The organism is Methanothermococcus jasoni (assembly GCF_049075655.1).
GTDB lineage: Archaea > AGJL01 > Methanococci > Methanococcales > Methanococcaceae > Methanofervidicoccus.
On sequence record NZ_CP157522.1, the window covers coordinates 343,035 to 367,549 of the forward strand.

A 24,515-nucleotide genomic window follows, 5' to 3' on the forward strand; every position below is an offset into this window, starting at 1 on the left:
AATAAAAAAAATAAAAATAAAAATAAAACATTAAAAGGTGAAAAAATGAAGTTTTTCTTAGATACTGCAAATGTTGATAAAATTAGAGAATTCGCTGAATTAGGAATGGTAGATGGCGTTACAACAAACCCAACACTTATTGCAAAGGAAGGCAGAGATTTCCACGAAGTAATTAAAGAAATATGTTCAATTGTAGATGGCCCAGTAAGTGCCGAGGTAACTGCACTTGATGCAGAAGGTATGATAAATGAAGCAAGAGAGCTCTCAAAACTTGCAGATAATGTTGTGATTAAAATACCTATGACAAAGGAAGGAATGAAGGCAGTAAATGTTTTATCAAAAGAAGGTATAAAAACAAATGTTACCCTTATCTTCTCAGCAAATCAGGCATTAATGGCGGCAAAAGCAGGTGCTACCTATGTATCCCCATTCGTTGGAAGATTGGATGATATTGGTCAAAATGGAATGCAGTTAATAGCTGAAATTGTTCAGATATTCAGAAACTACGACATAAAAACAGAGATAATTGTGGCATCTGTAAGACATCCAATGCATGTAATAGAAGCTGCTGAGCTCGGTGCAGACATTGCAACAATTCCATTTGCAGTATTGGATAAAATGTTCAACCACCCATTAACAGATAAGGGTATTGACGCGTTTATGAAGGATTGGGAAGAATATTTGAAAAATAAAGAGTAAAAAATAAAATATCAATTTATTTTTTTATAATATTTTCAGTAATAAATTATAAATATCCTTTTTCTTGCATTTTTTCTTTATAATATGTTGAGATAGACCTATATAAAGCCACAGAAGTGAAAAATCCTATAAATGATAATAGGACAGAATTAATAACTGCGGAAATGATTAATAATATTACATTATTGTCTGATAATGCCGCCCCAACTCCCATAAACAATCCCGGCAATGATGCTATAAATGACAATGCCATCATTATTATGATTAATACAATTACCAATAGAACGTATTTTAAAGATAATAGACTAATGATTTTTTTGAATTCAAAGAATCCTTTAAATCCAACATTTGCAAAATTTACAGACGCCAAGTAGAAATAGAACATATACAATAATGCTATCAACAAATAGGCACCCAATACTGCGAAAAAGTATATTATCAACAGCAGAGGAATTCCAATTAAGTAGATTCCGTATCCAATTATTGATGCAATTATTATGAATGGCAGGAATACAATTAAGGCGAGTAATAGGCTTCCAATGTAGAACATTATACCTTTTTTAAATAGGTCATACCATCCTTCCCATTCTGGCAGTTGAGTATCGTATGATTCCACAGTATTTTTAGCCAATTTCATATAGTATCCATATTGGAGTGAGCCAAATATTATGGATAAAAATATAATTAATGCAAATACCCCAAGAAGACCCAACAATATGGAGTAGTCAAAACTTGCTGATGACTCCATATTTTGAACATGGTTATTTGCACGCAACATGGCATCGAATACTTGGGAAGGTAGCATATACATTAATCCAAATACCCCTCCAACAAATATTTTTTTCCAATCGGACATGGCATATTTAAATGGTTCTTTAATGTATTTTTCAACAAACATATTTTCTCCCATTTATATAACCACCTTTTTTGATATTAAATATTACTTAGGTATTCAAATAATATATTTTTAAGTAATCAATAAAAAGTTTATTAACAGAAATGTTTATATGTGAGTTAATCATATTGTTTAATGTCCAGCTCTCATCAACTTCAACTTAAACTTTAAACGCTCCATTGACATCTGCATGGAATATTTTTTTAAGCAACTCCCGAGCTGTTCCCTTATAGAACAGTAGGGAGGATGGACAGTCCCATAATAATACGGGAGCGGGTGTCGATGATAAAGGTATTCAAAATATATCGGATATAATTACATGAAACTTATGGTATATTTTAAATATCTTTTGAGATACCTTCACACCCTCTTATTTTTAATTTTTCTTTTTCTTATTTTTATTTTTTTAATTATTATTTAATAGTATGGGTCAAAATATATAAACTATACTAAATATAACATTATAAAAAAGACGATATTATGAGGGCTGAGGAAGTAGTAAATGAGATAATTACATCAGATTTAATTGACCAAATCCCTAAACGAAGAAAGGTAGGGAGGAAAGGATATAATTTAGAGTTGAGGCTTAAACTATTAGTGTATGCCTTTTTAAAAGGCATACACTCAAATAGAGCGTTAGTATTACACTTACAAAATAATCCACAGATTTTAACTGCATTAGGATTTAAATCCTGCCCTGGTAGAAGAACCATCGATAGATGGAAAAAATCCCTAGATGAAGAATTGCATGCAATAATTACTTTATTAGGTGATAAATATATTGAACTGAATAATCCTGAATGGTCAATATACGATAGCACCCCAATCAAAGACGAACAAGATGAGGATGGAAAGATAGGATATAACAGTGAAGGAATGTTTAAAGGCTTCAAATTACATTTAGCAGTGGATAAAAAGGGGATACCATTAAGAGCAGAATTTACCACAGCAAATACTCATGATTGTAAAGTGGCTGATAAATTATTAGTATGCACTAAGAAATCCTGTGCAGATGCGGGTTATGATTCAAAAGATTTAAAAAAATTTCACAAATCCTTTGGATTTGCTTATTTCCTCGCTATCGCTCGGAAAAGCCATGGAATTATACCAAAACGAACTAATAACTGCCCACAATCCAAGAAGATTAGGTAAGAAAAATAAAAAGAAACTTCCGAAGGAAATTTCTAAGATAAGAGTTAAAATAGAACATACCAATTCGATATTAAAGAACAGATTTATGAATAAGTTTTGGATTAACATTAAAGGCTATATCCGTAAAAAAGTATTCTGTCTCTGTGCAGTGGCTTCTGCACAGGTTTTAGCGTTATATAATCTCATTACCAGAGGTTACCCTTATATGAAAGTCTTAGAGGTTAGGGTGTAATATGACCCACACTATTATTATTTAATTTTATTTATTTTATCAACATAGTAGTTTGAAAAGGATTTATAATATACCACATAAATAAAGAAAGAAATAAATGCAACTACTGACTCCCCAATAATATTTAATGATTCATTAATTACAATGTTTGGCAATACCATATCAAAAATAAATCCAAATATTGCAAATATCATGGATATTGCAGAGATTATAATAAATATTCCAATGATATATATAATAACCAACAATAGATATTCAAGAGACATTAATTTTAAAATATACTTAAATTCAAAAAATCCTTTAAATCCTTTTTTAGCAAAATTCACCGTTGCCAATGGTTCGTATATTGTATATATTACAAATCCCACCATATACAGCAATATGGCAAATATAAATGTAATCCAAACCAATGGTTCAGGAGCTCCGATAGGTGGTATGTTGTAGGGCAAATTTCCATGAGCTCCTGAGAGATTATGAATAAATGAAATATATAAATATATCCCGATACCTAAAACAATAGTTGGTATTGCAAAAATTATTATTCCCAACAGTATCATTCCAACAGTCCATTTAATTCCATTTAGAAACAAATCTTTAAAATTTTCCCATTTTGGTAAATGCCCTCCCCCATCTACCGTATTTTTTGCTATTTTTATTAAATATCCTGTTTGAATTATCAATAACATCAATCCCAATAGTGCCAATATTCCCAAAATTGCGGCAATAATTTGCTCCACGATGGATAATTGATAAAATAATGAAAAATCTGGTAATATTAAACTTAATAAATCAATAGATATATAAAATATCAATCCAAATACGCCACCAACAAATATCTTTTTCCAGTCTGATATTGCGTATTTTATCGGTTCTTTAAAATATCGTTCTATAAACATACTCCACCCCCTTTCTTTTAATAATACTATAAATAAAATATATATAAATTTTTTTAATATTAAATTGAATGCGTTAATAAAATGTAAAATAGATTTTAAATTTGATTAGTTCCTTCTTCTGTTTATTAAATACAATATAGATGCTGAGGATATAATTAAAGCACCAATTGGAATTGGAGTAGGAATGGAAATAAGAGAATTGCTTGGAAGGAAGAAAGGAGAACCATCGGGATTAGTAGGAGGAGCATATGTTAAAGTTTTATTTGCATCTGGTGTATTACCGCTTATATTATATATAGTTGCATTAGAACCATTTAATGGAATTATAGCCCTGTATGTCTCACCGCCTCCACGATTTTTGTATGGCATTGTGACATTCCAAGTTTCATTTGTATCAATATCAGTAAATACAAATGATGAGTTATGGAAATATCCTCCTGATTGATGAGCATCAAGGATTTCTACTCCATTTTCAGTTATGTTTAAGTTCCAATGCCCATCGGCGTAGTTATCATCCCTCCAATTATCATTCATAATTACGATACCTGTGAGCCTATGGGAATCTCTGTCACATAGGGCAAAGAAGTAACATTATTAGTATTACCCCCTGACTGTTCAAATATTGTGTATGTAGTTCCATTTGGTGCAGTCCATGATAATGCGGCTGTTGGTGCTGGGTCGGTTGTTCCTTTATTATCCGTTAAAGGTATTGTTTGCCTAATGGTTTGCCCGTTGTCTAATTCATAAACCATTACTGCATAGTTGTAATCCCAACCTAGATATTTGCTTTCCCCTTCAAAAGTATTATTCAATGGGTCGTAGTATGTTCCATTGTATTCATACACTCCAAGATATGCTTTAACCACTTTTGGAGGGGTATCTGCATACACATAGGAAGAGGTTAAAAGCATTATTCCAATTAAGGGTAATGCATAGTTGGATTTAAATATCATAGTATCACTTTTATGATTTAAATGACATATCACAAATATACATATTTTGAACTTACAACATATAAACTTTTACCTCGTCCCCCTTTTCATAACCTTCAATATTCTCATCGATAATTACATAGCCGTCTGCTTTTGTCATTGAAGATAAAACACCACTCCCCGTTATTCTTAATGGTTCAATATAGGTTTTATTGTCTTTATTTATTAATTTTATTCTAACAATGTCGGTTCTTCCAAGTGTGGATGCAATATTTCTATTTAATGGAAGATAAACATGTTTTCGAGCTCTAAAATAACTTCTAAAAAACAGCTCAAATTGAACCGCAGAAGCGACCGGATAGCCTGATAGTATGAATATGAATTTTTCTTCATCATTTAGAACACATTTTGCAAATCCAAATGGTTTTCCCGGTCTTATTTGAACTCCGTGCAATATTACATTTCCCATCTCTTTAATCACTTCAATTGTGTAATCCCTATCTCCAACAGATGTTCCGCCAGTTGTGATTATTATATCGTTCTCATTAAGTGCCTTCAATATTGTATTTTTTATTTCTTCCCTATTGTCCCTTGCTCTTTTGTATATTTTTGGAGTGAGCCCAGTTTCACATATCAATGAATAAAGCATTGGTGAGTTTGAATTTACTATTTTATATTCATTTTTTAATTCATCTATATTAGTAAAATCATCTAAATCAACCAATTCATCCCCTGTGGATATTAATCCGATTTTTAAATCATAAACTTTAATATTTTTTATCCCTAATGACAATAATAGTGCTATGTGGTATGGTGTAATTACTTCCCCTTTTTTTATTATTAAATCTCCCTTTTTTACATCTTCCCCAACCCTTGCAACATTCTCATAGGGATGAGCTCCCTTTCTAACTTCCACAAATCCATCTTCTTCAATACAGTATTCCTTCATCACTACGGCATTTGCCCCTTTCGGAATGGGCATTCCAGTAGATACCTTTATGCACTCATCAGTTCCAATTTCTGCATTATTTGGGCTTTCATCAACTAAATTTAAGATTATCGGATTATTTTCAGAAGCTCCAAATGTATCTTCCGCTATTACGGCATATCCATCCATTGCGGATTTGTTGAACATGGGCAAATCTATCGGAGCTCTTATATCTTCAAAAGAAATTTTATTATGTGAGCTCAGGATATCAACAGTTTTATATTTATATTTCATCATTTCATTAAAGCTGTTGAATACGATATTTTTAGCCTCATTGTAGCTAATTAGATTTTTTAGAAGCATGTTGAACACCTAAAATTTTAATATAAATTAATTACAATTATAATGGTTAATATAATGACAATATTATTATTTTACTTAAACTATAAAATATTATATAAAAAATAAAAAGGCGATGGATAATGGATAAAGATTTAAGACCTATAATATGGGATGATGAAAATAACCAGTTAATATTGATTGACCAAAGAAAACTCCCAAATAGTTTGGAATACTTCACATGCAAAGATTACAATGATGTGGCATTTGCTATAAAAGATATGGTTGTAAGGGGAGCTCCTGCAATAGGAGTATCCGCGGCATACGGTATGGCACTTGCTGAATTAAATGATGATAATATAGAAAAAGCATATGAACAGTTAAAAAACACACGACCAACTGCTGTAAATTTATTTTGGGCTTTGGATAGATGTATTAATGCATATAAAAGCAATAAATCAATATTGGACGAAGCAAAAAAGATTCACGAAGAAGATATTGAAGTATGTAGGAAAATAGGACAGATTGGGGAAAAAATTATCGATGATGGAGATACCATTCTAACCCATTGCAATGCAGGAGCTCTTGCCACTTCGGCATATGGAACAGCTTTAAGTGTAATTAGGTTTGCACACTACAACAACAAAAAAATCAATGTCATAGCAGATGAAACAAGACCAAGACTTCAAGGTGCAAAATTAACGGCATTTGAGCTTAACTATGAAGGTATTCCAGTTAAAGTAATTTCCGACAACACGGCGGGCTTTTTAATGAAAAAGGGAATGATTGATAAAATCATAGTTGGAGCAGATAGAGTTTTAAAAGATTACACAGTATTTAATAAAATAGGAACATATTCCCTTGCCGTTCTTGCAAAATACCACAACATACCTTTTTATGTGGCGGCTCCTTATTCAACATTTGATTTTAAAAACGATTTAGAGGATATTGTAATTGAAGAGAGGGATGAAAAGGAGGTTATATATATCGACGGCGTTAGAATAATTCCAGAAGGAGTTTCAGCATATAACTATGCCTTTGATAGCACACCGCCGGAGTTGATTGCAGGCATAATTACTGAGAAGGGGATAATTTACCCCAATGAGAAATAAATGATAAAATGAAAGTTAAAGAATAATATAAAAAACAATATCATAAATATAATTATAAAATTAACGAAAAATTATTTATAATGCAAATTACTTTTAAGTTATGGCTAATTGTCATTTTGTAAATATTAAATTAAATATAACTATAAATCAATTATTTAATTTTATAGATATCATTATAATCAAAAATAAAAATAATACATTAAAAAATAAAAGGATGATAATATGTATGTATTGGGCGATTGGAGAAGAACGCACTTTTCAAATGAGATAACACCTGAAATGGATGGAGAAGAAATTATCGTTATGGGATGGACCCATTCCATAAGAAAATTGGGAAAATTGGTATTTATCATATTGAGAGATAGAGAAGGAACAGTCCAAATAGTAGTTCCTAAGCAGAAGGTATCAGAAGAAGTATTTACAACGGCAAAATCCGTAGGAAGAGAGGATGTTCTCGCTGTAAAGGGAAAAGTTGTGGCAAATGAAAAGGCACCAGCGGGATATGAGGTAATACCTATTGAAATTAGAATATTGAACAAGGCAGATACTCCGCTTCCATTAGACCCATCAGAGAAGGTTCCTGCGGATATTGATACAAGATTGGACAAAAGATTTTTGGATTTAAGAAGACCAAAAATACAGGCATTATTTAAATTAAGGTCTGAAATGTTCAAATCAGTAAGAGATACATTTTATGACAATGGATTTATTGAGGTAAATACTCCAAAGCTTGTGGCAAGTGCAACAGAGGGAGGAACAGAATTATTCCCTATATCCTACTTTGAGAAAGAGGCATTTTTAGGTCAAAGTCCGCAGTTATACAAGCAGATGATGATGGCAGCAGGATTTGACAGAGTGTTTGAAATTGGTCCTATATTCAGGGCAGAGGAACACAACACAAGAAGACACTTAAACGAAGCTATATCAATTGACTGTGAAATGTCATTCTCAGATGAAAAGGATGCAATGAATGTTCTTGAAAAGATAGTCCATAATGTGTTTGCTGACTTGTATGAAAATAACCAGAAGGAGCTCCAAACATTAGGCATAAATTTGACTGTTCAAGAAACACCATTCCCAAGATTATCCTACACAGAAGCAGTTGATATTGTAAATTCAAAAGGAATAGAAATGGAATGGGGCGAAGACTTTTCAAGAGCTGCTGAAAAAGCGCTTGGAGACTCCATGGAAGGATTCTATTTCATCACAGACTGGCCAACTGAAACAAGACCATTCTACACCCTTCCAAACCAGGAAGACCCTAAACTCTGTAAGGCATTTGACTTAATGTATAAGGATTTGGAGATTTCATCCGGAGCTCAGAGGAACCACAAATACGACTTACTTGTTGAAGGCATAAAAAGAATGGGACTCAACCCAGAAGGCTTTGGAACCTACTTAGAGGCATTTAAATACGGTATGCCACCGCATGCAGGTTGGGGATTAGGTGCAGAAAGATTTATGATGATAATCACCTGCCAAGAAAACATTAGAGAGTGTGTCTTATTCCCAAGAGACAGGCAGAGATTGACCCCATAATATTTAAAGGACTATTTGTAAAAACAATTACAGATTTTTTAATTTTTTAAAATACCTAATAAAATAAAAAAGCTGGTGAAAATTATGGTTTCAAAAGATGATGTTTTAAATGCTTTGAAAAAAGTTGCAGACCCCCACATGGGAATTAGCATAGTAGATATGGGATTGATAAAAAATGTAGAAATCGACGAAGAAAATAATGTTTCATTTGATTTAATTCCTACAAACCCAGGATGTATGAGTGTAATGGGCATGGCTATGGGAGCAAAAGAAGTTGTTAAAGAGATTGAAGGCGTAAAGGATGTAAAGGTAACTGTAAAAGGGCATATGATGGAAGAAGACATAAACAAAATCATTAACGGATAAATTTTTTATTTATTTTTTATTTTTCATATATACAATATTTTTTATATAATTATTTTTATTATTTTTATCACTATTTTAGATTATAATTATAAATTTATCTGGTGAAATGATGTTTAAAAAACCAAAAGGAACAAGGGACTTTACACCTATTGAGATGAAAAAAAGAAGAATTATTGAAGATAAGCTAAGAACTGTATTTGACAGCTACAATTTCAAGGAAATAAACACCCCAACATTTGAGAGCTTCGAGCTTCTATCAAAAAAAACTGGTGAAGATATAAGAAAGCAGTTGTTTGTTTTCAAAGACCATGGAAACAGAGAGATGGGACTTAGACCGGAGCTCACATCATCAGTTGTAAGATTCTATATAAATGAGCTTAAAAACCTTCCAAAGCCGTTAAAATTATACTACTTTGCAAACTGTTTTAGATACGAGAACCCGCAGGCTGGTAGATACAGAGAATTCTGGCAAATGGGATGTGAATTAATAGGTAGTAAATACCCAATAGCAGATGCAGAGATTATAAATTTGGCAATGGATGGGCTGAATAAAATAAATATGGATTATGAAATACACATAGGACATTTAGGAGTATTAAAAGGAATATTTAAGGAATTTGAACTTCCAGAGGAAGAAGAATTAAAAATAAGAAGATTGATTGATAAGGAAGATTACGAAGGTTTGGAAAATTATTTATCCGAACTTAAATCATCCGATGATTTAAAGGACATAATATTTAAAATACTAAATTCAAAAGGAGATAAATCTGTAATATCTGATTTAAAAGAAGTTTTAAAGGATTATCCAACATCAATTGAAGCATTGAATAATTTAGAGGAAATTCTCGAATTTGTAAAGCACGATAATATTGTAATAAATTTCGGTATAGCCAGAGGATTGGATTATTATACTGGGATGGTATTTGAAATCTACGGAAAGAGGGAAGGAGCTCGGCAGGTGTGCGGTGGTGGAAGATACGACAATTTAATTGAGTTATTTGGAGAACAACCCACACCAGCAGTTGGTTTTGCCTACGGATTTGACAGAGTTATGCTGAATATCGATGATTTTGAAGTTGAAGATGAAAGCATACTAATAATACCAATTAAAAAAGATAAAAAACTTTTAAAAGAGTGCTTAAATATTGCAGATGTGCTTAGAGAAAGCGGAAAGAGTGTAGAAGTTGATTTAATGAACAGAAAATTAAATAAAGCTCTGAATTATGCCAATACCGTTGGAATTAATAAGGTAATTATAGTTGGTGAGAAGGAGCTCAGCGAAGGTAAGGTTTCATTGAAGAATATGAAAACAGGTGAACAAATATTAATTGATTTGGAGGATTTGAGCAGCATTTAATTTTTTAATTATCTTTTTTAACCTTTACTTTTTAGTTATTACTTGTTTTTAAAATAGTCAAATCATATTATCCCACAATGATTAGAAAAATAGAACGAAGAAGGGACAACTCATTCATTTAAAATAATTTACTGTAATTTAAATAAGTATCGACGATATTTAGGTGAGCTCATGGTATATTACGATTATCAATTTTTAAAGGAAAGAGGATTTTTTGAAAATCAGGGGAAATTTAATGAAGATAGGAAGGATATAATCGTAGATACTGATAACTATCTTGCATATATGGAAGTAAATAACAACAATGAAGTAGAAGAATTAAAAAAACTTATTTTAAACAAGTATCCAAAAATAGAATTATTATACTTCCATTATCAAACTGACAACAAAATAAAAGTATTTAGAAGAACTGGAGGGATTAAATGGTTTTATTACTCTGATACTATATCAAAACTTGAAAGAAAAAAGAGCAAACAAGATAAACTTAAAAAATTTTCACCAGATGATGTAGATACATTATTTGATATTAAAGATGTAATGGATAAATTTTATAAGGACCTATGGGCTCACAGGTTAGAAATGGCTAAAAGCATAACTGAATCACTCACTGACAATGATAAATTATTCATTGCTCAACATTTTATTGACAGGCTAGTATTCTTTTACTTTTTAGCACAATTAGGAGTTATTGAAGTTAATATTGATAATAACGGAAGAACCTACAATTACAAACTAAACAAAACTGGAACAAAAGACTTTTTTAACTTATTACTCAGCAGTTTTGAAGATGATAAATTACACCAGCTATTAAATAAAATATTCTTTGAAGGATTGGGAAATAATGAGAATGCAGTTGATGGTTTTGTTGAGCTCACAATTCCAATGAATAATATGAATATTATAATTAAAGCCCCATACTTAAACGGTGGATTATACCGGGTAAAAAAATTTAACGGCATTGATGAGACCAATATAAAATTTGATGGAATTAAAAACTTAATAGAAACACTAAACCAGTATGATTGGGTAATTGGTGAGTATGCAGAAGAGGATGACGATTCCGTAGGCAGTTTAACGCCAGAAGTAATGGGGTATGTTTATGAAAAATTTGTTGTTGGTTTAGAGAATATTGGGGAAATAAAATTAGATGAAATAGAGGTTGGTAAAGAAGTTAAAATCGGTAGGAAAAAAGTTGGTGCATTCTATACTCCAGAAGAAATAACCAAATACATTTCAGAGAATACTATTACACCATACTTATTTGATAGGTTGAAAGTCAGCGAAAAGTATGATGATTTTAACGAGTTTGTAGATAACGGAACACCTGAGCTCCTAAAAAAATCATTGGAAGTTTTGAATGATATTAAGATTTTAGACCCTGCATGTGGTAGTGGGCATTTTTTAGTATGTGCAGGGGAGCTCCTATTTAATATGAAGAATACTATTTGTGAAAAGTTAGAAAAAAAGGATGATTCATTTAATAGAAAGCATAATGCCTATATTGAGATTAAAAATATTATAGTGGATAATTTGTATGGGGTGGATATTTGTGATAGTGCTGTTGAGATTACTAAATTAAGATTATGGTTATGGTTGATAAGCCAGTTAAATGATAGTTCCTCTAAATTAGAACCATTGCCTAATTTGGAGTATAATATCAAATGTGGGAATAGTCTTATTGGCTGGGTTGATGAGGAATTAGCACAGATTTCATTAAACAACCCTTACAATGATGAAGTAAAGGGTATTTTAAAAGGTTTAAGAGTAGCATTTAAAGGAAAAGATAGGGAAGATATTGATAACGCCAAAGATTTTTTTAATAGTCATGATTTAAATAAATATATTGACTGCTATTGCCTATTATATAAACTTTATAGGAAATCTCACGGTGAGGAAGCTAACTATTTAAAAAAAATACTAGAAACAATAAGAGTTTCAATGTATAATAGCATAACTTCTGCATTTTTAGATTATATAAATATGAAAATAAAGCCCAAATACAGCAAAAATAAACCGCCAATTGCAAAAGAAGAGTTTGATAAACTTCAAGTGTTCCATTGGAAAGTTGATTTTGGTTGGATTATTAAAAACGGAGGATTTGATATTGTAATTGGTAATCCACCTTATGGTAATATATTAAAAGGTATTGAAAAAAAGATTCTGGAAGAAGGAAAAATATTGGATGTAATTAAAACTGATAAAAAAGGAAAGGGGACGAAGAATGCTGCTGCAATATTTATCGAAAGGTCAAAAAGTCTTTTAAATAGTAGCGGCTATTTTGGTTTTATTGTCCCAAAAGCAATTTTATATGTTTCTGAATGGGAAAAGACTAGAAAATTTCTATTGGAAAAAGTTAATATTAAAAGGGTTGTGGATAATGGTAAGGCGTTCAAAGATGTTAAATTAGAAATGGCTACTATAATTTTTAAAAATAATAGTGGCTATAAAAATACCAATAATGTTGTTGTTCATAGTTTATATCTTGATAATTATTCCAAATATTCCACTAATCCATACTCCATTAATATAAAATATCTCACGAGCAAAAGATTTATTACTGAAATGGATGAGGAAAAAGAAAAAATAATATCTATCATTTTAAAAGATTCTGTATTGTTAGGAGATATTTCGGAAAATTATAAGGGATTGTCAGTAAATAATAAAGTTTCCAGTGAAAAAACTGAAAATTCGGTTGAGATATTGAGGGGAAATGATATACAGAGGTGTTATTTGCGTTCAAAATCATATATTGACAAAAAATATTTAGAAAATATTAATTTTAAAGGTTCAAACCTACAATTTCAAGAAATACTTGCCCATATTCAAAATCCAAAACCTCATATAAAAATAACCGGAGTTTATTTAGAGGAACCGTTATTAAATTTAAATACAATTACAAATATCAAATTAACATCTGATGAAATTAACGATAAATACTTATTATTACTTCTTCATTCAGAATTAATTAATTGGTATGTGTATAAATATATATACATTAATTCAATAAGAACCATGCACTTTTCTGGGTCATATATAGAGGATATTCCAATTAAGTTATCAGATAACCAAGATATGTTTGTTAAATTGTGCAATTGCCTTATACTATTAAATCAGACAGAATATAGATATAAATATAATGAAATAATAACATATATTGAAAATATAGCAAACCTCTTAATATATGAGCTCTACTTGGGGGAGGAGGTTATTGGTCATGAATTAACTAAATTATTAAGTGGGAAGATATTAAAACTAAAACTTGAGGATATATCATCGATTGAAAAATTTATTTTGGAGTTAAAAGATAATCAAGATATTCAAAGAATAATAAATGATATAAAAAACAATAATTATGTTAAAATCATAAGGGGGTTATTGTAATGACTCAAAGTAGATTTGAACACGGATCTGAAAATAATGAAATGGAGTTATTTAAATTGTCCTTGGAATATTTGGAGGGATGCAAAGATTTTAAAGGAATTAAAAATCTAATTGAGAAATACGATAAAATTAAAACCAATAAGGAGGATATGCAACATCCTAATAAAGATATACTCGTAAAATTTAAGGATACAACGAAACCTATTATTATGGAACTTCAACAATCCTCCATAGATGATTTTAGAAAGTATGGGGATATAAGACTCGATTATGTCTCAGCATATATTCCATATATTAAAATTTGGGGAGGTTTAAAAAATTTCAATAAGAAAATAAACAATAAAGAAATAACTATTAATAAATGGGGAAAATTAAAAGAATGTGATGCAGATATTTTAATTTATGTTATTTGTGAGTACGAGAATAATACCAAGACATATAAAAATGTTGATAAAATTTTGATATTGGATATAGAAGAATTACAAAACCATTTGAATTATTGGGAGAATACCTATGGATATAATCTAAAAACAAATAATAAAAAGGATGAATACTGGGGTTCAGCGTTTATCCCCATACCTGAGAATGATGAAGTTTTACAACAATGCAAAATCAGGTCATTACAGGATTTAAAAACAAAGTTTTTATAAATCCGCAACTTTTGTTGCAGGCTATGAAAATCCTTCGGATTTTCATTTAATTAGTCGTTGGGCTAGGTCAAATTATCCATTCAACCCTTCAATAATCCTTTTTATCTCTTCGATTTTTTCGTTCATAAGCTCCTCAGTATCAGCCTCCAAATTCAATCTTAAAAGCGGTTCTGTGTTTGAAGGTCGGACATTAAACCACCAATTGTCGCAGTATATAGATATTCCATCGATTTCTTCAATTTTGCATTTACTGTATCTATTTTTTAGCTCATCCATTATCAATTTTTGGTCTTTTACCTTAAAGTTTATCTCTCCGCTGTGGAAGTATTTTTTATACTCCTTCGATAATTCAGAAAGTGGCTTTCCCATATCCTTTATAGCACATAATATGTAATTTAAAGCAAGCAGTGGGCTTTCAAAATATCCAACTTCTTTAAAGTAAAAGTGATTTGAGAGCTCACCTGCAAATTCTGCATCTACTTCGTGCATAAGTTTTTTTATAAAATAATGCCCAACTCGTGTTTTTATCGGAGCTCCGCCATATTTTTCAATCATTTCAGGAACAATCTTACTACATCTTAAATCATAAACTATTTTTATTTCCTTTTCATTTCCATTCTTAGTTTCCTTTTTCTCCTTCAATATCTCTATGGCTATTAAGACCGTTAATATATCCCCCTGCAAGACATTGCCTTTTTCATCAATTATTCCAATTCTATCTCCGTCTCCATCAAATATTACTCCAATATCGCAATTTTCATTTTTAACGGCATTTATTATATCCACTAAGCAGGATTTTTTCAATGTGTCAGGCTGATGTGCAGGAAATGTTCCATCTGGGTAGTCGTTTATAAATACATGATTAGGTGCTAAATTCTTCAATATCTCCTTTTCTGCAATAGCTGTGCTTCCATTTGCAAAATCAACTGCTATTTTTATATCGCAGGATACACACCTGTTTAAAAAGAATTTTTTATAATCTGTGATTATATCCACCTTTAATTTATCCAAATCGATTTCTTCAATTTCCTTTTTCTGAGCTTCATTTAGTTCATGTTCTTCAAAAATTGGTTTTATTTCATCTATTGGAGATATTGGAATAGCTTTTTTATCACACATTTTAAATCCAGTATATTCCGGCGGATTGTGGGATGCCGTTAAAATTACCCCCAAATCATAATTATCCTTTGTTCCAAAATACATCAATGGTGTGGATATTGTTCCAGCATAGGATACTTTTGCACCTGATTCAAGTAGTCCATATATAAATGGCTTGGTGAGCTCCTTTGAACCTATCCTTACGTCGTTTCCAACCAGTATATTTTTATACTTTTTTCCAAGGGATTTTCCAAGAGAATATGCAAAATTTTCGTCAATTTGTTCTTTAAAAACGCCCCTAATATCATAAGCTTTAAATACCACATTATCACCACTTGGTAAGAATTATAAGATTTATATTTTTTATTCCCAATTAATTATTGTTAATATGTTATTTTAATATATTATTTCTTTTTATTTTTATATGTCTTTATTTATCTTAATTATCTCTTAACTATCTTAGTTAATTGGAATATATCGTGAATAATAGAAATCTTTAAATAATTTATAATCAAATTAATTAAAGGTTAATTTTTATGGAGGTCTAAGCGATGACATGCACCATAGTAGTAGGTGGCCAGTGGGGCGACGAAGGAAAAGGTAAAATTATTAGTTATTTATGCGATAAAGACAATCCCTCAATAGTTGCAAGAGGGGGCGTAGGTCCTAATGCAGGGCATACTGTTGAAGTTGATGGTGAAAAGTACGGTATAAGAATGATTCCAACAGGATTTCCAAACAAGAGCTCCAAACTTGCAATCGGTGCAGGAGTGTTGGTTGACCCTGAGGTACTTTTGAAAGAGATTGAAATGCTCGATAAGTTTAATATAAAGGATAGATTGATTGTTGATAAAAATTGTGGAATAATCGAGGAAAAACATAAGGAAATGGACAAATCAAACAGCCATTTATCAAAGGAAATCGGCTCCACTGGAACAGGATGCGGTCCAGCAAATGTTGATAGGGCAATGAGAACATTAAAACTTGCTAAGGATATTGATGCTTTAAAACCATTTTTAGGCGATGTATCAGATGCAGTAAATGATGCACTTGACAATGACGAGAATGTTTTGATTGAAGGAACACAGGGAACACTTTTATCTTTATACTATGGAAGCTACCCTTATGTTACCTCAAAAGACACAACTGCATCATCCTTTGCTGCTGATGTTGGTGTCGGACCTACAAAGATTGATGAAGTTGTAGTTGTTTTTAAATCATACCCTACAAGAGTTGGAGAAGGTCCATTCCCTACTGAGATGTCATTTGAAGAATCTGAAAAATTAGGACTTGTGGAGTATGGAACAGTTACAGGTAGGAGAAGAAGAATAGGGTTCTTTGACTATGAGCTCGCAAAAAGAGTATGTAGATTAAACGGTGCTACTCAGATAGCATTAACCTGTTTGGATAAATACGACGAAGAATGCTACGGAATCACCAACTACGATGATTTAACTGAAAAAGGAAAGGCATTTATAAAAGAAATCGAAGAAAAAGTAGGAGTTCCTGTTACTCTTATATCCACAGGACCTGAGCTCCACCAGACAATAGATTTAAGATAAATACATCCATATGCAGTAATACATTTACTTTATTTTTTATATTATTTAGTTTTGCATTATTTTTTTACTGTTAATATTGATTAATTTTTTATAGATTATTTTTTATATATGGATTAGTTTAGTTTTTAATAAAATATTATAAAGGGATATTATGAATTTTAAAACCATAACGGATAAAATAATCGTGATTGATAAAAATTATGAGATGCCCTTTTCCAAAGGTCTTCTTGCAAGGTCACTAACAGCTGCGGGAATGAAGCCAAGTGAGGCATATATGGTGGCAAAGGAAATTGAAAAAACATTGGAAGATGAGGGGCTTGACACCATTACAAAGGATGACCTTAGAAAAAGAGTATATTACTACTTGCTAGTTAAAAATTATGAGCATATCGCTGAGAAATATCTTCTATGGAGACGAATTTTGAAAAAACACCCAATTGTTATATTAATTGGGGGGGCAAGTGGTGTTGGAACATCGACGATAGCTTTTGAACTGGCTTCACGATTGGGTATCCCTAGCGTTATGGGGACTGATTCAATTAGGGAGGTAATGAGGAGAAGCATATCAAAAGATTTAGTTCCAATGCTTTACGAATCTTCATATACCGCATGGAAGGCTCTAAGAATTCCAAGTATGGATGATAAAGAAACCTGCGATAAACATATATTGGGATTCGAAAGGCATATAGAACCTGTATTAATTGGAATTGAAAGTTTAATTGATAGAAGCTTAACTGAGGGATTGAGCATTATCATAGAGGGAACACACATAGTCCCCGGATTTATGAAGGAGAAATATACATCAATGCCAAATATCATTACCATTATATTAACACTGAGCTCTGAAAAAATGCATAAAAAGAGATTTTCAGCAAGGGCAAAGGTTAGTGCAAGACCTATGGAGAGATATTTAAAAAACTTTAAAATAATAAGAAAGATAAACCAATATATTGTTGAACGGGCGGAAGAAAATGATGTTCCAGTAATTGAGAATGTTTCCATAAGCCAGAGTGTAGAGAAATGTTTGGAAATTATAACTGAGAGATTTAATTATTTGGATAAAACCGAAAACGAAGATAATGACGAGGATATTTATTAAAATAAGGTATAAATAAATTTATAATTAAAATCCTGATAAATCACGGTAAATTGTGATTAAACTTATAATAATTTATAACCTTGGAAAATAAACTTAAAAAGGTTATCTATTAGCTTTGGCATTATTTGGGATAGTATGGAAGTATTTAAAAAAAAGGACATTTTGGGTATTCTCCATGAGCTCGGTATATTAATATCATCTATTGGGCTCATTATGATGATGCCGGTGTTTGTTGGATTGTATTTCAACGAACCTATTTATTATTTTTTTTATCCCAGTTTAATATTTACTTTACTGGGAATTTTAATAAATAAATTTACAAAACCGATATCTATTAAATTAAAACATGCTATGGTTGTATCTGCGCTAGCATGGTTATTTGCATCATTAATTGGAGCAATTCCTTTTTATTTAGGAATAACCCATTTTGGATATATAGATGGCGTTTTTGAAAGCATGTCCGCATGGACTACAACGGGATTTACGCTGATAAATGATGTGGAAGCCCTTCCCCACACACTGCAATTTTGGAGGAGTTTGGAGCAATGGGTTGGGGGAATAGGGGTTCTTGTAATGGTAATTACCATTCTATCAAAAACAGGAGCTTCGGCATATTATCGAGCTGAGGCTAGAGAGGAAAAGATACTTCCAAGCACATCAAGCACAGTTAAAAAAATCTGGCAGATTTATTTATTATATACCTCCATAGGAATAAGTCTCCTTTATTTAAGCGGATTATCACTTTGGGAGGCAGTGAATATCTGTATGTGCGGCATATCAACTGGTGGAATGAGTATAAGCAATTCAAGTTTTCCATATAATGATTTTGCAAAGATTGTAATGATATTAATTATGACAATTGGAGGTATTGTTTCATTTGCAGTTCATCACAAAATTTTAACTGGAAGATGGATAGATGATATTCAAACTAAGGTGGCAATCCCAATTATTATTGTAGCCTCTTTTATTCTTGTGGCATCATCCAATATTAATCCAATTGATGCAATTTTTACAGTAGTTTCTGCTATGACAAGCACTGGATACTCCACAGTTAATATTCCAAATTTAAGCAACCTATCTCTTGCTATTTTAATAATTATTATGATGATTGGAGGTTCCACAGGAACAACAACGGGAGGTATAAAACTTATAAGATTCGTGATAATGGTAAAAAGTTTTTACTATAAACTAAAAGAAGCTGTGTATCCCCACAATGCAGTTATATATAAAAAACTTGGAAATAATCCACTAACACCAAATCTTATTGTGGATGCCTATATTGTGGGTTTTATTTATGTATTGCACTATGTGCTTGGAACACTTTTTCTTATATCTCTTGGATACGACCCCTTCAAATCAATCTTTGAATCGGTTTCACTTGTGGCAAATATGGGTCTTTCTGTGAATATAGTAAATCATGATTTAAATCCAATTGGAAAACTATTTGGCATATTTTCCATGTGGGTTGGAAGATTGGAGATAATCCCAGTATATGTTCTTATAATATTGCCGATGATACTAAAAATAAAAGACTCAAAAAAAGTAATATCTAAAAAAGATATTGTCAAATAATTATCAAATGCTGAAATCTGACCTACTCCAACGAGTGAACTCGTTGGGTTCTCGCTTACGGTAGTAAGCGAGCAACGAAATCACGAAGTGATTTCGTCTAATTTTAGCAGGGTTTAACCCTACATGGGTGGCCAAGCCCACTACCCCTATCCCCGTTTAGGAGATTCAGGGCTACGCTGTATCACTAAGATTACTCTATCAAAACAAACCACGATACCAACCACTACCAGCGGTAGAGTTTTCACTAACCCTACCCATTAGAACTTGGACTGGTAGCGTTACTTACTATTAATCTTCTCATATTTATATTTTACTACTTACTAGCCGATATAATGTCCGCCTCTCATCCAACGATTAAAATCGTTGGCTTTCTCGGCGGTTTATCGTAAAATCCCAAAATTCTAAATTTATAAGTAAAATTTTAGCATAAGGTCATGCAATTGGTTTCATTTGTTTCAAAGTATATCATTTGATAGTATCAAATTAACCAATTGCTTTATAAGTCCCATTGCTGGTTTCGTTGCCGTCCCCAACTCGACTTAATGGGTGTGACCCGCACCCCCCTACCCGCTACTGGATTCGCGGTTTGCTTACTTTGTATATATTTTTCATTTAAAGTCGGAAGAAATAGTATTAAAGTGATACTTACTATAAAACATAGTTCGTAATAGTATTTAAAACTTATGATATTATTATTTGACAATATTTGAAACATTTGGTTCAAAAGTGTAGATGATATTATTTTTACAATAATATAGGATAATAAGTTATTTCAAAGAATTCATATTTCAACAACCTCTAACATATCATAACATTTATATATGTGTAGTATATACACAAATGTAATATCAAAGAAATCTTTAAAAATGCGGTAGTTGATGCAGTTCCATCAAATTTAAGAATTAAACTTAAAGGGCACGGAAAAGGGTTTGAATTAGGCGATAATATAAAAAGGTGATATTTATGGAAAATATACTGCCCAACATTGAGGGAAAAACTCCAAAAATAGATAAAAATGTGTTTGTTGATAAAAGTGCAGTAATTATAGGAGATGTTATCATAGAAAAAGATGTTTATGTAGGTCCAAACGCTGTTATAAGATGTGATGAACCTCCAACTAAGAACATATTAATAAAGGAAGGAGCTAATATTCAAGATTTAGTGGTGATACACTGCCTTAGAAACGCACCAATAGTTGTTGGAAGAGAAACTTCAATTGCCCATTCCTCAGTAATTCATGGCCCTGCAAAAATTGGAGATAATGCATTTATTGGATTTAATTCAGTCATATTTGGAGCTGAAATTGGAAATAATGCCGTAGTAGGGCATAACTCAGTTATAGATGGAGTTGGTGGCAATTTAAAAATACCGGATAATAAATGGATCCCTCCAAACACTTCCATATATAAAGACTCAGATGGTGTAATAAGAGCATTTTTGCCCGATGGAACTGTTCTAACGGATTTTAATAATCTTCCCGATATCCCAGAATGGTACAGGGAAGTTCCCGGGGAGGTTGTGAAAGTAAATAAGGAATTAAATTTAGGATATAAAAAATTTATTAAATAATTTTTAGTTTCAAGTTAAGCTGACCTACTCCAACGAGTGAACTCGTTGGGTTCTCGCTTACGGTAGTAAGCGAGCAACGAAATCACGAAGTGATTTCGTCTAATTTTAGTAGGGTTTAACCCTACAAGGGTGGCCAAGCCCACTACCCCTATCTCCGTTTAGGAGATTCAGGGCTACCTTTTGAACTTCCAACCACTACCAGCGGTAGAGTTTTCGATAACCCTACCCATAGATACTTGGACTGGTAGCGTTACTTACTACTAATCTTCACATATTTATATTTTACTACTTACTAGCCGATATAATGTCCGCCTCTAATCCAATCTCATAAGAGATTTTACAAAACTATGTTTTGTATAACGATTAAAATCGTTGGCTTTCTCGGCGGTTTATCGTAAAATGTTTTTAAATAAGCATGTCGAATATATAATGTTATCATATAATCGCAAAAACCTGAGCTCGCACTATGGCAACATAAAAATCAAATGGATTAGGGATATAGTCTGTATTAATTAATATTACTTTTAATATAATTTATTCAATATATCATCGTTAAATTAACAGGTTTATTTTTTACCGGCCATGTGGATTTAACAAAAACCTACGGTTTTTATTACTGTCCTTCGCTATCGCTCGGACATCAGATAAAATTCCTTGGAATTTTATTACGTTCTTCACTACGTTCAGAAATCTCAAAACCTTCGGATTTTTTCGATTTACTCATTTCACTCATAAATTAGATGAAAACCTTCGGTTTTCATTACTTTCCTAGCTATCGCTCGGAAATGCTACAAAAACGAGGTTTGTTCAACCACGAGTGGCGAGTGAGCTACAAATTCCAAAGGAATTTGTTCAATTAGTCGTTGGAATAGGTCAGTTATTTATATATTGTTTATTTTCTAATTAACAACTGAAAATTTCATGATAAATAATATATATTATTTTATAAGTTTTATATAATACCACTTATTAATAGTATATTATATATTCAAATATAAAAAGAGGGGGATATTATGCATTACATCCATAAAGAAGTTAATGAACCTTTCAAAGACGGTATGGAATTGGCAAGAGAATTGAAAAATAAAATAAAGAATCCGTCTTTAATGATATTATTAACATCCATCACAAAAAAAGACGATATTGAAGAATTAATAAATGGATTAAAAACCCACGTAGATGTTAATAATTTAATAGGCTGCACCACAGCAGGAGAGTTTTCAAAGGAAAGATGCACCATGCAAAATGGCGTTTTATTAATGGCATTTGATGAAACATGTAAAGTAGCCATAGGGCATAAAAAAGTAGAAGGGAACCCTACAAATGTGGGCATCTCCTTAGCAGAGGATATTAAAGAAAAATTAAAAGCTAAATACCCAAAAATAAATATAGATGAAAAATTTTTGGGATTTGTATTCCATGATTGGAATGCAGATAATGAGAATGGTATTATAAATGGTTTAGCTGAAAGACTTTCATTTCCTATGATTGGAGGAACCGCGGGTGATGATTTAAAATTTAATAAAACATATCAAATATATCAAGATAAGGTATTATCCGGTCACGTTTTATTGGGCGTAATTTCCCATAAAAAAAGATTTGAAATATTATATGGTCATGGATACGAACCAACAGAATATTATGCAAGAGTAACTAAGGCAAAAGGAAATATAATTTATGAACTGGATGGAAAACCTGCATACGATGTATATCAAGAGATGATAAGCAAAGTTTCAGGAATCCCACTGGACGATGTTAAGAACTATGCACCCTGTGATTTTAAAAATCTCGACTTTAAAATATTATATCCTTTGGGTGTTCAAGATGCCTATGGAAATTATAGAATTTTATTCTTGAATAATGTTGATGATGACCATCTCAGATTTAAACATGAGGTAAATGAAGGAACATTCTTAGTACTAATGAAAACCTCCCCTGAAAAAACTGTTGATTCATTATATCGAGAAATTTCTAAACTAAAAAATTTCAAAAAACCATTTATATTTATTGCTGAATGTGTATGTAGAGAATTTATAAAGAATTCAAAATATGGTAATGAATTGGTTTCAAAAGATTTTGAAAGATGGTTTAACAATAAATCACATAATTCGAATATTATTAATAATTGCGTAGGATTTCTATGTTATGGAGAAAGCATCGTAAAAGATATTTTAAGATTCCATAATACTCTAACATTTGTTGGGGTGGCATTTGATTTAGAAAGCGATGACAATATTAATTGGAAAAAAGCCTTACAGTATTTTGAATTTTCTGAGGAAGAGCTCAGCATAATATTGGAGTTAATGAATTCAAGACTAAGTGCAAAAGAGTTATTACATAGGCTGAATATTTCTCAAACTAAATTATATGCAACATTGAATCATTTGGAAGAAAAAGGAATAATAAAATCATATGGCAAGAAACCAAAGATGTATTATATAGACAATATAAAGGAAGTTTTGAAAAAAATACATGTCGAACTGGAAAGTCAATATCGATTTAAAAAAGAAAAAAGAGAGGAGTTATTGTCCCTTCTCTAATTCTGTATATTATATCATTATATCCATATTTTATTATTTTTAAAATAAAAAAAATAGAAAAGTATATATATGCGAGAGTATATAATTAAATGTGGGTGGCGTATACACTAATTTTAAAAAATATTATTAATAGGGGTATTAAGTCCTATAATGGACAAAATTAATCCAGGGAGGGTTAATTTAAAACTATAAGGGATTATTTACTATCCCACTTAATACTTTAACTATTTTTAAAATAATAATATAATTATTTTAATTAATGTTTAGAATGATTTTGCCGTTTAAAACTGTTTAGTTTTTTGTGAGTATTTGTGAGTGTATGGGAGCATTTAGTTTTCGAAATGTTTATATAGTATTTTCATGCATAGTTTATAGTGTCAATCTAATCAACCCCAAGACTTTCCTAAACCTCTTTTAAACATGTTAAAACATCCAACAAATTGTCGAATTGATGGGTGGAGCTGGGGTCCCCACGACAGGGGAGGAGACTGATGACATGCTCCCAATGAACCCAGAGGGAGATGAAGTTGATGACGCCCAAGTCCAATGTGAGCATTTACTCACCAACGCTCACATTGGACAGACCCCATAAAGGGC

The 24,515-nt window shown here is 31.5% G+C and carries 21 protein-coding genes; 15 read left to right on the top strand and 6 right to left on the bottom strand.

Going from position 1 to position 24,515, the window contains the following annotated elements; genetic code table 11:
• Positions 1 to 45: 45 nt before the first annotated feature.
• On the top strand, positions 46 to 699 hold the full coding sequence (gene fsa, locus Mjas_RS01755) for a fructose-6-phosphate aldolase (protein ID WP_421078083.1): 654 nt from the start codon (positions 46 to 48) through the stop codon (positions 697 to 699).
• A gap of 46 nt (positions 700 to 745) precedes the next feature.
• Here fsa and Mjas_RS01760 read toward each other — a convergent pair whose 3' ends face one another.
• Positions 746 to 1,597: a DUF4013 domain-containing protein gene (locus Mjas_RS01760; RefSeq protein WP_421078084.1), complete on the bottom strand. Its 852-nt coding sequence runs from the start codon at positions 1,595 to 1,597 to the stop codon at positions 746 to 748.
• A 477-nt stretch (positions 1,598 to 2,074) separates the two neighbouring features.
• Between Mjas_RS01760 and Mjas_RS01765 the strand changes: the two genes are divergently transcribed.
• Together Mjas_RS01765 and Mjas_RS01770 are read left to right on the top strand one after the other, a co-directional pair.
• On the top strand, positions 2,075 to 2,746 hold the full coding sequence (locus tag Mjas_RS01765) for a transposase (RefSeq protein WP_421078085.1): 672 nt from the start codon (positions 2,075 to 2,077) through the stop codon (positions 2,744 to 2,746).
• Positions 2,691 to 2,978 (top strand): hypothetical protein, encoded by a 288-nt coding sequence (locus Mjas_RS01770; RefSeq protein WP_421078086.1) that lies wholly within the window; start codon positions 2,691 to 2,693, stop codon positions 2,976 to 2,978. The genes Mjas_RS01765 and Mjas_RS01770 overlap by 56 nt, the downstream gene beginning before the upstream one ends.
• Before the next feature lie 17 nt (positions 2,979 to 2,995).
• Here the strand turns inward: Mjas_RS01770 and Mjas_RS01775 are convergent, their stop codons facing one another.
• From Mjas_RS01775 to Mjas_RS01790, 4 genes are all read right to left on the bottom strand, one after another.
• Positions 2,996 to 3,874 carry a DUF4013 domain-containing protein gene (locus Mjas_RS01775; RefSeq protein ID WP_421078087.1) on the bottom strand — a complete coding sequence of 293 codons (879 nt, stop codon included), beginning with the start codon at positions 3,872 to 3,874 and terminating at the stop codon, positions 2,996 to 2,998.
• 105 nt (positions 3,875 to 3,979) lie between these two features.
• On the bottom strand, positions 3,980 to 4,408 hold the full coding sequence (locus Mjas_RS01780) for a hypothetical protein (RefSeq protein ID WP_421078088.1): 429 nt from the start codon (positions 4,406 to 4,408) through the stop codon (positions 3,980 to 3,982).
• A 2-nt stretch (positions 4,409 to 4,410) separates the two neighbouring features.
• The gene (locus tag Mjas_RS01785; RefSeq protein ID WP_421078089.1) at positions 4,411 to 4,827 is read right to left on the bottom strand and encodes a hypothetical protein; all 417 of its coding nucleotides are present in this window, start codon (positions 4,825 to 4,827) and stop codon (positions 4,411 to 4,413) included.
• Between the two features lie 52 nt (positions 4,828 to 4,879).
• Complete coding sequence (locus Mjas_RS01790; protein ID WP_421078090.1) at positions 4,880 to 6,097, bottom strand: molybdopterin molybdotransferase MoeA; 1,218 nt, start codon at positions 6,095 to 6,097, stop codon at positions 4,880 to 4,882.
• Positions 6,098 to 6,216: 119 nt separating this feature from the next.
• Between Mjas_RS01790 and mtnA the strand changes: the two genes are divergently transcribed.
• The 6 genes from mtnA (at position 6,217) to Mjas_RS01820 (ending at position 14,478) form a co-directional block, all read left to right on the top strand.
• A complete protein-coding gene (mtnA, locus tag Mjas_RS01795; protein WP_421078091.1) occupies positions 6,217 to 7,185 on the top strand; it encodes an S-methyl-5-thioribose-1-phosphate isomerase in 969 nt (322 codons plus the stop codon).
• Between the two features lie 222 nt (positions 7,186 to 7,407).
• The gene (gene aspS, locus Mjas_RS01800; protein WP_421078092.1) at positions 7,408 to 8,724 is read left to right on the top strand and encodes an aspartate--tRNA(Asn) ligase; all 1,317 of its coding nucleotides are present in this window, start codon (positions 7,408 to 7,410) and stop codon (positions 8,722 to 8,724) included.
• An 84-nt stretch (positions 8,725 to 8,808) separates the two neighbouring features.
• Positions 8,809 to 9,090, top strand: coding sequence for a metal-sulfur cluster assembly factor (locus Mjas_RS01805; RefSeq protein WP_421078093.1), 282 nt, complete (start codon positions 8,809 to 8,811; stop codon positions 9,088 to 9,090).
• Between the two features lie 109 nt (positions 9,091 to 9,199).
• Positions 9,200 to 10,447: a histidine--tRNA ligase gene (gene hisS / locus Mjas_RS01810; protein WP_421078094.1), complete on the top strand. Its 1,248-nt coding sequence runs from the start codon at positions 9,200 to 9,202 to the stop codon at positions 10,445 to 10,447.
• 171 nt (positions 10,448 to 10,618) lie between these two features.
• Positions 10,619 to 13,828 carry an Eco57I restriction-modification methylase domain-containing protein gene (locus tag Mjas_RS01815; RefSeq protein ID WP_421078095.1) on the top strand — a complete coding sequence of 1,070 codons (3,210 nt, stop codon included), beginning with the start codon at positions 10,619 to 10,621 and terminating at the stop codon, positions 13,826 to 13,828.
• Entirely contained in the window at positions 13,828 to 14,478 is a 651-nt protein-coding gene (locus Mjas_RS01820; protein ID WP_421078096.1) for a hypothetical protein, read from the top strand. The genes Mjas_RS01815 and Mjas_RS01820 overlap by 1 nt, the downstream gene beginning before the upstream one ends.
• A 72-nt stretch (positions 14,479 to 14,550) precedes the next feature.
• On the opposite strand, the gene Mjas_RS01825 is transcribed toward Mjas_RS01820, so the two are convergent.
• The gene (locus tag Mjas_RS01825) at positions 14,551 to 15,900 is read right to left on the bottom strand and encodes a phosphomannomutase/phosphoglucomutase (protein WP_421078097.1); all 1,350 of its coding nucleotides are present in this window, start codon (positions 15,898 to 15,900) and stop codon (positions 14,551 to 14,553) included.
• Between the two features lie 227 nt (positions 15,901 to 16,127).
• On the opposite strand from Mjas_RS01825, the gene Mjas_RS01830 reads away from it, so the two are divergent.
• From Mjas_RS01830 to Mjas_RS01855, 6 genes are all read left to right on the top strand, one after another.
• The gene (locus Mjas_RS01830) at positions 16,128 to 17,138 is read left to right on the top strand and encodes an adenylosuccinate synthetase (RefSeq protein WP_421078098.1); all 1,011 of its coding nucleotides are present in this window, start codon (positions 16,128 to 16,130) and stop codon (positions 17,136 to 17,138) included.
• 151 nt (positions 17,139 to 17,289) lie between these two features.
• Positions 17,290 to 18,237 (top strand): 2-phosphoglycerate kinase, encoded by a 948-nt coding sequence (locus Mjas_RS01835; protein ID WP_421078099.1) that lies wholly within the window; start codon positions 17,290 to 17,292, stop codon positions 18,235 to 18,237.
• Positions 18,238 to 18,372: 135 nt separating this feature from the next.
• A complete protein-coding gene (locus Mjas_RS01840) occupies positions 18,373 to 19,809 on the top strand; it encodes a TrkH family potassium uptake protein (protein WP_421078100.1) in 1,437 nt (478 codons plus the stop codon).
• Between the two features lie 963 nt (positions 19,810 to 20,772).
• The gene (locus tag Mjas_RS01845; protein WP_421078101.1) at positions 20,773 to 21,378 is read left to right on the top strand and encodes a DapH/DapD/GlmU-related protein; all 606 of its coding nucleotides are present in this window, start codon (positions 20,773 to 20,775) and stop codon (positions 21,376 to 21,378) included.
• A gap of 1,013 nt (positions 21,379 to 22,391) precedes the next feature.
• Positions 22,392 to 23,918, top strand: coding sequence for an FIST N-terminal domain-containing protein (locus Mjas_RS01850; protein ID WP_421078102.1), 1,527 nt, complete (start codon positions 22,392 to 22,394; stop codon positions 23,916 to 23,918).
• A 451-nt stretch (positions 23,919 to 24,369) separates the two neighbouring features.
• On the top strand, positions 24,370 to 24,510 hold the full coding sequence (locus Mjas_RS01855) for a hypothetical protein (protein WP_421077628.1): 141 nt from the start codon (positions 24,370 to 24,372) through the stop codon (positions 24,508 to 24,510).
• Positions 24,511 to 24,515: the final 5 nt, after the last annotated feature.